This is a genomic window from Seonamhaeicola marinus, assembly GCF_008085455.1.
On sequence record NZ_VSDQ01000150.1, the window covers coordinates 1 to 214 of the forward strand.

General features: G+C 37.4%; 1 protein-coding gene. It reads left to right on the forward strand.

What is annotated here, in order from left to right; translation table 11 throughout:
* Positions 1 to 214, forward strand: a 214-nt coding sequence (locus tag FUA24_RS01180) for an aconitase family protein (RefSeq protein ID WP_246146919.1), incomplete at both ends; no start/stop codon positions are given.

Genomic DNA, 214 nt, shown 5'->3' on the forward strand with positions numbered 1-214 from the left:
GCAGCCAAAACCTAAAAAAATGCGTATTAACGTAAATGGTAAATTAGGGTTTGGTGTAACACCTAAAGATGTTGCTTTATACATTATTTCAAAACAAACTACATCAGGTGCTACAGGGTATTTTGTAGAATATGCTGGTGATGTTTTTGAAGATATGACTATGGAAGGCCGCATGACGGTTTGTAACCTTTCTATAGAAATGGGTGCACGTGGC